10 protein-coding genes are annotated in these 11092 nt (G+C 68.5%); 3 read left to right on the top strand and 7 right to left on the bottom strand.

The features are described from left to right. Window positions 1-7: 7 nt before the first annotated feature. A complete protein-coding gene (locus tag ACFWF3_RS09575) occupies window positions 8-889 on the bottom strand; it encodes a DUF5995 family protein (RefSeq protein ID WP_379313247.1) in 882 nt (293 codons plus the stop codon). Between the two features lie 108 nt (window positions 890-997). Between ACFWF3_RS09575 and ACFWF3_RS09580 the strand changes: the two genes are divergently transcribed. Continuing rightward, window positions 998-1846, top strand: coding sequence for an SDR family oxidoreductase (locus tag ACFWF3_RS09580; RefSeq protein WP_379313248.1), 849 nt, complete (start codon window positions 998-1000; stop codon window positions 1844-1846). Between the two features lie 26 nt (window positions 1847-1872). Here ACFWF3_RS09580 and ACFWF3_RS09585 read toward each other — a convergent pair whose 3' ends face one another. The 6 genes from ACFWF3_RS09585 to ACFWF3_RS09610 all read right to left on the bottom strand — a co-directional run bounded on the left by ACFWF3_RS09585 (window position 1873) and on the right by ACFWF3_RS09610 (window position 8735). After that, window positions 1873-3447, bottom strand: a complete 1575-nt coding sequence (locus tag ACFWF3_RS09585; protein ID WP_378994988.1) for a regulator — start codon at window positions 3445-3447, stop codon at window positions 1873-1875. Between the two features lie 15 nt (window positions 3448-3462). After that, on the bottom strand, window positions 3463-4146 hold the full coding sequence (locus tag ACFWF3_RS09590) for a cysteine hydrolase family protein (protein ID WP_379313249.1): 684 nt from the start codon (window positions 4144-4146) through the stop codon (window positions 3463-3465). After that, on the bottom strand, window positions 4143-5528 hold the full coding sequence (locus ACFWF3_RS09595; RefSeq protein ID WP_379313251.1) for an allophanate hydrolase: 1386 nt from the start codon (window positions 5526-5528) through the stop codon (window positions 4143-4145). The genes ACFWF3_RS09590 and ACFWF3_RS09595 overlap by 4 nt, the downstream gene beginning before the upstream one ends. Before the next feature lie 57 nt (window positions 5529-5585). Further along, window positions 5586-6251 (bottom strand): GntR family transcriptional regulator, encoded by a 666-nt coding sequence (locus ACFWF3_RS09600; RefSeq protein ID WP_379313252.1) that lies wholly within the window; start codon window positions 6249-6251, stop codon window positions 5586-5588. Between the two features lie 42 nt (window positions 6252-6293). Beyond that, window positions 6294-7652 (bottom strand): hypothetical protein, encoded by a 1359-nt coding sequence (locus tag ACFWF3_RS09605; RefSeq protein WP_379313254.1) that lies wholly within the window; start codon window positions 7650-7652, stop codon window positions 6294-6296. Window positions 7653-7805: 153 nt separating this feature from the next. Further along, entirely contained in the window at window positions 7806-8735 is a 930-nt protein-coding gene (locus ACFWF3_RS09610; protein WP_379313255.1) for an IclR family transcriptional regulator, read from the bottom strand. An 87-nt stretch (window positions 8736-8822) separates the two neighbouring features. Between ACFWF3_RS09610 and cysD the strand changes: the two genes are divergently transcribed. Both cysD and ACFWF3_RS09620 read left to right on the top strand, forming a co-directional pair. Then, window positions 8823-9728, top strand: coding sequence for a sulfate adenylyltransferase subunit CysD (gene cysD, locus ACFWF3_RS09615; protein WP_378994976.1), 906 nt, complete (start codon window positions 8823-8825; stop codon window positions 9726-9728). Next, window positions 9728-11092, top strand: a 1365-nt coding sequence (locus ACFWF3_RS09620) for a sulfate adenylyltransferase subunit 1 (protein ID WP_379313257.1), incomplete at its 3' end; no start/stop codon positions are given. The genes cysD and ACFWF3_RS09620, both read left to right, overlap by 1 nt.

The raw sequence follows: 11092 nt of genomic DNA on the forward strand, positions 1-11092 counted from the left end.
GACTTGGTCAGAGTGCGTTGATCCGGGCCAGTGCTTCGAAAGCCAGATCGGCGGCCTGCCACAACGCCGTGATCTCGGTGCGGATGGCGGGCGCGAGAGCGGGGTCTTGCAGGGCGAGGCCGTTGGTGAAGATCACCGTGTTCGCGCCGAGGTCCGCGGCGATGAGCATCTGTTCGGTGGCGACGCCCGCGCCGAACAGCTGGTCCAATCCCTCACCGACGAAATAGAACCGCCACAGCGGGCCGAGGTCGGCGCCGTAGGCCGCCTTGGTGCGGTCGATGATCACGTCGCCGACCGAGGCGATGCCGGCCACGATCTTGAAGTAGTCCGGCGCGTTCTCCGGCCTGCTGCCCACGGCTGCCACCGAGTAGGTCAGGTCGACGGTGAGGTGTGCGTTGTAGCCGGCCATAGCGGTGCGGGCGCGCGACGCCCCGCAGTCGCGGGCGAGTGCGAAATAGTGTGCCCATTGTGGTTCCGCGATGCCGCCGGTGAATTCGGCATGCAGATTGTCGAGAAATCGGCGCAGCAGTTCCGAGCTGATCGCGTGCGCGTACTCGCGGTTCGCGAACGCGGCCGGGTCGCGCTGCATCGGCATCACCGCGGCGTATTCGACGCCGTCGAGCCCGATAGCGAACAGCCCGCGGAGGTCGCGATGCTCGACGAGGATCTCGGTGATCCGGTGATGGCGGGCCACCGCGTCCTCGAGCCGGCCCAGGCTGTCGGCGCCGGAGATCGCCGACGTGTCCGACAACCGCGCGATCTCGTCGATGTCGTTTTGGGACAGGGTGGACCCACAGGCCGTGTCCCCGGCCGCGCCCGCGGCCGGGTTTGCGGGCAGAATCAGTGCCGCGACGGCGACACAGGCGGCTATTGCACTCGATACGCGCACGCGCCGATTCCACCATCTCTCGGCGCGATTCGCGCATCGACGCGCGCGTCGTCGCACCCGATGGGCGTGTCGGCCCACCGTGCCGCGAGGGGCCCCTAGCCTGGACCGATGCCGGAGACGATTGCGATTTCAGGGGCCAGCGGACAAATCGGCGGCCGCGTTGCCCGTCTGCTCGCCCCCTCGGGCGCTCGCCTGCGACTGCTGGGCCGCCACGTCGAGCACATCGCACCGATCGACGGCGCCACCACGGCCACCATCGATTTCGGCGATCCGACCACCGTGGCGGCCGCGCTCGACGGCGTGCAGACCTTCTTCTTTGTCTCGGCCACCGAGAGCGCCGACCGCGCGACTCAGCAGACGGCGGTGGTGTACGCCGCGAAAGACGTGGGCGTGCAACGGATCGTGTATCTGTCGTTCGTCGGGGCCGCGCCCGATGCCACGTTCACGTTCGGCCGTGATCACTGGTACACCGAACAGGCCATCCGCGCCTCCGGCCTCGCGTTCACCTTCCTGCGCGACAACCAGTACCAGGACATCATCCCGCATTTCGCCGACGGGGACGGGGTGATCGAAGGTCCGGCCGGAGACGGCGAAGTCGCTGCGGTCACCCGCGCCGATGTGGCGGATTGCGCTGTGGCGGTGCTCGGTTCGGACGCGCACAACGGCACGACCTTCGACCTCACCGGCCCGCGAGCTTTCAGCCTGACCACCGCCACCGCCGACATGACCGAAGTCCTCGGCCGACCGTTCCGCTACGTCGAGCAGACCGTCGACGAGGCTTACGCCTCCCGCGCGAAGTACAACGCGCCGCAATGGGAGGTCGACGGCTGGGTCAGCACCTACACCGCGATCGCCCAGGGCGACCTCGCGCAGGTCACGGACGCGGTCCCGCACCTGACGGGCCACCCGGCCATCGACTTCCGCGATTTCCTCGCGACAGTGCCGAAGAACTCCTGAACTCTGGTGAGTCGCGCCGACCGGCCTTACCCCGTGGTCTCCTCAGCAGCGGGCTCTGTCGCCGGCAACAGCGAGTACGCCAGGCAGACGAGCGCGAAGAACACGTAACCGAGTGCCACGCCGGGCGCGGCGGCCCATTCGACCGCGTGTGCGTGAATCAGTCCGATCCAGCTCAATCCGGCGCCGATGACCGCCGCCACTCCTGCCGCACGGAAACGTTTGTCGAGGATGAACGTGACAATCGCACCGAGCACGAGACCGGCCAGTACCGCACCGGACCCGAACACTTTCAGCCCGTCATAGACCACGCCCGCTTGACCGAGCGCGTCCGAGCCGACCTTCGCCGCCGAAGTCCCCGCCGCGGACAGCGCGTTGTCGATCTGGGTGACAGCCCACTCCGCCAGGTTGGGCAGCAGCGCGGCCACGACCGCCACCGCGTGGATCCGCGGCACCGCCTGGAATGCTTGCGCGCCGATCAGCAGGCCGATGTAGAGCAGGATCGGGACGATCGCCGGGATGGGCAGCAGGGTTGCGAGGATGCCGAAAAGCCCCAGCAGGCACATGATGCCGATGGTCAGGCCGCTGGCGAGGGAGTAGCCGGTGCGCCCGCCCGCGTCCTTCCATCCCGGGTGACCGATGTACACGGCGGGTGGGAAGGGTGAGCCGAAACCCGCGCCGATCACCGCGCCGAAACCGTCGGCCAGCAGCACGCTGCGCAGGTTGTAGTTGTCGCCCGCGGCCGCCGCGCTTTCCACATTGCTCATGGCTTCGGTGAAGTTGTAGATGCCCAGCGGGATGGCGGTGGCCAGCAGCGGAGCGAGGTTGCCGAGGCCGTCGAAGAGCAGGTCCAGGCGCAGGTCGGGCAGCCCGAGGGCGATGTCGTGCGCGGCCTGGGCGACATCGGGTGCCGACATGTACCCGCCGATCCAGCCGATCGCCGTGCCGGCCAGCAGCGCGACCAGCCCGACCGGGATATTGCCCGGCAGCTTGATGTCGGTGAAGAAGCCGATCAGGATGATGGCCAGCACCGGCAGTCCGATCCAGGCCACCTCCCACATCTGCGCGGCGGGGCGCATGGCGATGAAGGTGATCGAGATGCCGGCCAGGGTGCCGAGCATCGCGGCACGCGGAGTGACCTTGCGGATGTAGGGGCCGACGAAGGCGCCGATCATCACGATCACGCCGATCATGAACGCCCAGGCCAGACCGGCCGCCCACGCCTGCAAGGGATCTCCGGTGGCCAGGTAGATCGGCAGCATCACCACGAACACGACGATGAACATGTGCGGAACGCTCGGCCCGTAGGGCAGTGCGGTGACGTCGGCGCGTCCTTCGCGGCGGGCCAGGCGCCGCGCCAGCACCATGTAGTACAGATTGCCCAGCACGAGCGCGACGCCGAGGGCGGGCAGCACCGTCCCGAGGACATCGGTGCTGGGAATCTTCACCACCGCGATGGTGAGTGTGGTCAGGGTGAGGACGTTGACCAAAATGTTGAACGCCAGCCCGAAGAAGGCGTTCGTGTCTCCCCTGGTCCACCACGGAAGTGCCGGTGGCGCAGGTTGTTCCGGTGTGACTGTTGTTTTCGAGGTGTCGACGGACATGGTGGATCCTGTTCGCTAGGCCGTGACGGGGGCGGTGGTGCCGAGTGCGGCGATGACATCCGCGGAGCCGGCAACCCAGCCGAAGATCGCGCCCTGAGCCGCGATCATCGCCAGTCCGACGCGCTGGAATTCCGGAAAATAGGAGCCGACGCAGTCCGCGACCACGAGGCATTCGTAGCCGCGGTCATTGGCCTCGCGGACGGTGGTGTGGACGCAGACCTCGGTGGTGACGCCGGCGACGAGCAGGGTGGTGATCGAATGCTGTTGCAGCACATGGGCCAGTTCGGTCGCGTAGAACGCGCCCTTGCCCGGCTTGTCGATGACGGTCTCGCCGTCGAGCGGCGCCAGTTCGTCGATGATGTCGTGGCCGTACTCACCGCGGATCAGGATGCGCCCGAATCGCCCCGGATCACCGATGCGCTGCGAGGGGTTGCCGCGCCGAAGTTTCGACGGTGGGCAATCGGACAGGTCCGGCAGGTGGCCCTCGCGGGTGTGGATCACCGTGATACCCGCGGCCCTGGCCGAGGCGAGCACACCGGAGAGGGGTTCGATGACGGTGCGCAACAGCGTCACGTCGTTGCCGAGGCTTTCGCCGAAGCCACCGGGGAGCAGGAAGTCTCGCTGCATGTCGATGATGACGAGCGCGGTCGTGGTGGGATCGAAGGTGAACGGGCTCGGGGTGGCGGGGATTTCGGTCATCGTCGCTCCTGGAGGGATACCGGGCCGAGGTGGTGGGGCAGTGCGGTGGTGCGCGGTTCGTCCAGCAGCCGTGCGGCGGCGGCGAGAACGAGGTCGTCGGCGAGTGCCGGGCCGAACACCATGAGCGAGACCGGCCTGCCGTCGCGGGTGGTGCCGGCCGGAACCGCGATCGCGGTCAGGTCGAGGAGATTGCCGAAATGGGTGTAGTGGCCGAGCACGGTGTTGGTCGCGATGGGGTCGGCCAGCACCTCGGGGACAGTGAAAGTGGTGCCGATGGTCGGCACCACCACCGCGTCGACCTCGTCCCATATCCGGGCGACCTCAGCGCGCAGTTCCTGCAACCGCTGCTGTGCGCGGAACACGTCCACGGCGCTGAATCGGCGTCCGCTGTCGAGGATTTCCCGGATCACGGGCAGGATCGAGTCGGGCCGATCGGTCAGGAACTCCTCGAATTCGACCAGACGTTCCGCGACCCACGGACCCTGGTAGAGCAGCGCGCCCGCGGCGAGGAACGGTGCGAGTGTCGTGTCGACACAGCTGAACCCCATACCCGGCAACCTGTCTCGCGCACCGAGGTGTGCCGCGCGCATGGCGTCGTCGCCGAAGAACTCGAGCTCCTGCGGCGCCGGTAGACCGAGCCGGATCGGGCCACCGGGGAATCGCCCTCCCCTGGCGCGGGTCCACGGATCGTCGTGATCGACCGCCATGATCACCTCGGCGATCAGGTCCAGGTCCTCGACAGTGGTCGCCATGAGGGTGAGGCAGTCCAGCGACTTACACGCGGGCACCAGCCCGACGGTGCTGATCAGGCCGCGCGACGGCTTCCAGCCGACGATGCCGTTGAGTGCGGCGGGCACGCGGCCCGAGCCCGCGGTATCGGTGGCCACACAGAACGGCACCTGGCCGAGTGCCACCGCGAGCGCCGATCCAGAACTGGAACCACCGGAGATCAGATCGCCGCCGAAGACGCTGCGCGGCACCGGGTACGGGGTTCGGGTGCCGTTGAGGCCGGTGGCGAACTGGTCGAGATTGGTCTTGCCGACGAACAGCGCGCCCGCGTCGAGCAGGCGCTGCACGGCGGGTGCGGTGCGGGTGGCGAGGTAGGCGTAGTCGGGGCAGGCCAGCGTTGTCGGATAGCCGGCGACGTCGATACTGTCCTTCACCCCGAAGGGAACGCCGTACAGCGGCAGCGTGCGTGCGCCGGGCATGCGTTCGACAGCCGCTGCGGCAGCGAGCAATTCGTCACGGGGTACCGGGGTGATCCAGGTGCCGTCGTCGCCGCGCGCGGCGATCGCGTCGGCCACTCGCGCCGCGGTTCTGGTCGGGGAGCCGTTGCCGCCCTGGTGCTGGGCGAGGATTTCCGTGACCGTAGAGCCTGTCATGTTGTCGATTGTCGACAGAAAGTGTGACGAAGGGAGGCTCGGTCTGTATCGGATGTGTTAGCAGATACCGAGTTTCAGGTATGTTTGCTCGCCGTGCCTGCGGAGCGCGGTCTCCGCCCGCAGTGGGTCGTTGGTCTCCAGCGCGGCGAGCAGTTCCTCATGTCGGCGCACACCTTCGCGCCGGGCGCCCACCTCGGTTTCCTCACGGAGATTGCGTGCCATCGCGAGCTGTAGTTTCACCAGGATCTGCTCGTACACGAGGTCCAGTTGCCGATTGCCCGCCAGCGCGACGATTTCGGCGTGGAAGCGGCGGTGGGCGTCGTCGCGGGCGACCCAGTCTTTGCGCCGGTCCGCCGCGGTCAGTTCCGCGAGCGACGCGCGCACCCGCCCCAGCCGCAGGTCCGTACTCGGCAGGGCGACGGTCACCGCGTGCTGTTCCAGCGCTCGCCGCACCTCGAACAACTCGACGATGTCGCGCGCCGACCACACCACGACCCGATACCCACGCCGCGGCAGATGCTCGACGAGGCCCTGCTCCGCCAGGCGCCGCAGCGCCTCCCGCACCGGCGCCCGACTGATCCCGAGCCGCGCGCACAGGGCTTCCTCGCCTACCCGCTCCCCCGGCGCCAACGCGCCGCTGAGAACCTGCGCGCGCACGTGCTCAGCGGTCATCTCCACCAGACTCGCCGGGAGATCGGTCGAATTCGATGCGGCTGCCGTCATGAGTCGAGTCTACGAACAGCGACCGGGGTGGTGCCGACGCTGCTAGACCAGGCGCAGGCTGTCGATCATCTTCTTGGCCTGTTCGGCGGTGAGTTCGCCGGTGGTGCCGCGGTCGACGAGGATGGTCAGGACGAGGGTTGTATTCGCGGCGTTGCGAAAGCCGAAGGTGTAGACGGAGTAGGCATTCGCGGTGCAGCCCGGGATCTGCGGGGTCCACGGGCCCGAGGTCTCGACGAATTGGCCGCTGATTCCGCTCTGGGTCTTCAACGACGTCGGCGCGCTGATCTTTCCGCCGGTCGGGTCCGAATATCCCCCTGCCGCGGCTATTTTCGCGACACTCTTCGCCGCGGCCGCCACATCGGTCTCGGTGGTCGAGGTCACCGCGGCCATGGCGCGATACACCGAGCCGGGGCAATAGTCGGCTCCCTCGGTCGCCTGACCGCGACCGTCGATCGCGCCCGTCGCATTGGAGAACGACATGGTGTCGCTCTCGGAGTGGAGGGTCCACGCCGACGGCACGTCGTAGGCGACGCGATAGGAGGCGATGAGCACGCCCTTCGAGCCCGGCGCGAGCGGTGCGGTACTGGTGCCCGACAGTGGTCCTGATTTCGTCGTGGTGGTGGACGTGCTCGCCGAGGTGGTGGACTCGTCCGAGGAGCTGGCAGCGAACCCGACGGCGACGGCGACCCCGATCACCAGCACGACGACCACCGCGATCGCCGCGATGATCGCGCCCGAACCGCCATTGCGCCGCGGTGTAGGCGAATACTGCTGTGGCGCATAGCCGTACGGCTGCTGGCCGTACGGCGGCTGCTGGGCGAACTGACCCGGTCCGAACTGGGACCCGTACGGCTGCTGACCGATTCCGGGCTGAGACGCATAAGACTGTCCGCCACCGGACTGCGCTGCATACGGGTTGTGACCCGCCCCGGGTTGCTGTCCATACGCCTGCTGACCGCTTCCCGGCTGGGCCGCATACGGATCGTGGCCCGCCCCGGGTTGCTGCCCGTAGGCCTGCTGCCCGGTCCACGGTTGTCCGACCACTGTCGGCGGCGCGAACGGGTGCTGACCGCTCCCCGGCTGTCCCACTCCGGGCTGCTGCCACTGCTGCCCGGTCCCGTGTTGCTGCCCGTACGGCTGTTCGCCCGTCCCCGGTGGTGCGAATTGCTGTCCGAACACGGTGGGGGGCGCTATCGGATGCTGCCCGCTTCCAGGGTGATTCGCTCCCGGCTGCGGGGTGGCGGTGGGTTGCGGGCCGTCTTGCGGTCGGGGGGTCGACTGCTCGGCCGGGTTGCCGGGCGAGCGCAGGATGGTGGGGTCGGCGGGGGGTTGTGCGGCGGGGTCAGGGGTGGGGCCTGACATTCCGGGCGCCTCCCACCACCGATCACTGTCGTTTGCCACGGCCCGTCCTTCCTCGCCATCTGCCTCCACGACCATCGAGCGGGTCGCGTTCGGTCAGATCCCCTCTCAGAGTAATGGCGAACCATCGTCGCCGAGAACTCGAAATGGTGCGTTCGCGGGCAGCCCGGGTGCCACTGGAAGCCGAACGCGGAGTCAGTCCCCGAGGCCGCCGGAGGTGATTCGATCGGCGGCGTTCACCGTCGCCGCGCCGAGCTCACTCAAGGCAAGGGCGGACAACCGACTGTCGGGGCAGCTCACGACCGCGGCGACGACCGCACCGGTGCGGTCGCGGATCGGGGCGGACAGCGTGACGACGGCGTTCTCGGGGCCGAGTTCGTCGGGCAGGTAGTCGATGGTGATCAGTTCGGTGATGACGGAACCGAGCTGGGCGCGCAGTGCGGCCGTGATCGGTGAATCACGCAGGCCCGCCAGCACTTCCAGCATCGGTGTCGAATCGTCGACCAGCCGTTCGACCGAGTAGCCGCGGGTGCGGATCTCGGCGAGGACGCGCGCGAGGCGGTCGCGGTGGGTCGGGTCGGCGGTGGCCAGCCAGGCCTGCTGGACGGGTTCGGGCGCCCAGGCGATGAATTCGCGACAGACGGGGGGCGCGAGCGGCAGGCGCCTGCCCGGACGGATCCAACCGGCCGAGGGATGCCCGACGACCTCGGTGACCACGATGCTGTCCCCGGCGCGCTCGGCGAGGAACACCGGTACACCCACCTTCTCGGACAGGTCTCGCAGGTGCGGCACCGCGGTGCGACGCAGCGGAAACGCCGCTTCGGCACGCCGGGCGACGGTCAGCAGCCGCAGCCCGATGCCGTAGCAGCCGTCGTCGTCGCGCACGGTCCAGCCATCGGCGGTGAGCTGGGTGAGTACGGCGTGCGCGGTGGCGCGCGAGAGCCCCGCTTCGCGCACTATCCGAGCCAGCGACAAACGGTCGGTGGCATGTCGTGACAGCAGCTCGAGCACCTTCACCACGCGCTGCGTCGGCGGCGACGCGGCGCCAGGAATCTCGGCATCACCCATCGAATCCGGGGTCACCTCTTGACCGGCGCGCTCGGCCCGGCTTATCGTCGGTGTCACAATACCGAACAATAGCGTCGAATATTCGACATCGCAACCCGTCGGGGAAAGTTCCCCGGCGAACCGCGCGAACGAAGTGGGTGAACAGTGCAGGCGGGGTACGAGTTATCGCATCTGGCGGCCTTGGAGGCCGAGTCGGTGCACATCTTCCGGGAGGTCGCGGCCACACTCGCGCGACCGGCCCTGCTCTTTTCCGGCGGCAAGGATTCCGCGGTGCTGCTGCACCTGGCGCGACGCGCGTTCTGGCCCGCGCCGCTGCCGTTTCCGCTGCTGCACGTGGACACCGGCCACAACTTCGACGAGGTGATCGAGTTCCGCGACCGCACCGCCGAACGCACCGGCGCGCGCCTCGAGATCGCCCGGGTCCAGGACGACATCGACACGGGTCGCGCGGTGGAACGCCCCGGCGGCACCCGCAACCCGCTGCAGACCACCACGTTGCTGCGCGCGATCGGTGAGCACCGATTCGACGCGGCATTCGGCGGCGCACGCCGTGACGAGGAGAAGGCGCGCGCCAAGGAGCGAGTGTTCAGCTTCCGCAACAGCTTCGGCGAATGGGACCCGCGAGCACAGCGACCCGAGGTGTGGAACCTCTACAACGGCCGCCATCAGCCCGGCGAGCACATCCGGGTGTTCCCGCTGTCGAACTGGACCGAGCTCGACATCTGGGAGTACATCGACCGCGAGGCCGTCGAGCTGCCGTCGCTGTACTACGCGCACCGGCGTCAGGTCATCGAACGCGACGGCATGCTGTTGTCGGCCGGCCGATTCATCACACCGAAGGCCGGTGAGCGCACGTTCGAGGCGACCGTCCGATTCCGCACGGTCGGCGACGCCACCTGCACCGGTTGCGTCGAGAGCGGCGCCGACACCGCGGCGAAGGTGATCGCCGAGACCGCAGCCACCCGACTCACCGAACGCGGCGCCACCCGCGCCGACGACCGGATCTCCGAGACCGGCATGGAAGACCGCAAGCGAGAGGGCTATTTCTGATGCGCCGCAACCTGTTACGACTGGCGACCGCGGGCAGCGTCGACGACGGCAAGTCCACCCTCATCGGCCGGCTGCTCTACGACTCCAAGTCCCTGTTCGACGATCAACTCGCCGCCATCGAACGAGTCAGCACCGAACGCGGCGGCGCGGCGGCCGATCTCGCGCTGGTCACCGATGGCCTGCGCGCCGAACGCGAGCAGGGCATCACCATCGACGTCGCCTATCGCTACGTGACGACACCACGCCGCAAGTTCGTCATCGCCGATACCCCCGGGCACGTGCAGTACACCCGCAACATGGTGACCGGCGCGTCCACCGCGGACCTCGCGCTGATCCTGGTCGACGCCCGCACCGGCGTTTCCGAACAGACCCGCAGACACGCGTTCCTCGCGACGCTGCTCGGCGTGCCGCACCTGGTGGTGTGCGTGAACAAGATGGACCTGGTCGACTGGTCGCAGGAGCGTTTCGAGGAGATCCGCACCGAGTTCGCCGCGTTCGCCGCCAAGTTGACGGTGGGCGATCTGAGCTTCGTGCCGGTGTCGGCGCTGCTCGGCGACAACGTGGTCGACGGCTCGGAGCACATGGACTGGTATCCGGGACCGCCGTTGCTGCGCCACCTCGAGGACGTGCACATCGCCTCGGACCGCAACCTCATCGATGCCCGGCTGCCGATCCAGTACGTCATCCGGGCGCAGGAAGGACTCGACCACCGCAGTTACGCGGGCACCATCGCGGGCGGCATCTTCAAGCCCGGCGACGAAGTGGTGGTGCTGCCCGGCGGGCGGTCCTCCCACGTCAAGGAGATCTGGGGCCCGGGTGGCACGAAGGTCGACGAGGCGTTCACCGGCATGGCGGTCTCGCTGACGCTGGACGACGACATCGATGTCGGGCGCGGGGACCTGCTCGCCCGGCCGGGTAACCGTCCACACATCGGCACCGACCTGGACGCGATGGTGTGCTGGTTCTCCGAGAGTGCTCAGTTGCGCGAGGGTGCCCAGTACTTGGTGCGCACCGCGGCGCAGACCTCGTCCGCGGAGGTCACGGCCATCGACTACCGCCTCGATGTGAACACGCTGCACCGGGTCGAGGACATCACCACGTTGTCGCTCAACGACATCGCGCGCATCCGGTTGCGCAGCCGTCGTCCGCTGCTGTCGGACCCGTATCGGGAGAATCGGCGCACGGGCAGCTTCATCCTGATCGATCCGGTGACCGATCAAACGGTCGCCGCGGGAATGGTGACCGGCCGGGAATCCGGGATCGATTCCGCGAATGTCGGCAGCGAACGCGCGGCCCCGGCCGTGGTCTGGCATCGGTCGGCAGTCAGTCGCGCCGAGCGCGACCACGCGGGCGCGACGGTGTGG

The sequence above is a fragment of the Nocardia sp. NPDC060220 genome, from assembly GCF_042727815.1.
In the GTDB taxonomy this organism is placed as follows: domain Bacteria; phylum Actinomycetota; class Actinomycetes; order Mycobacteriales; family Mycobacteriaceae; genus Nocardia.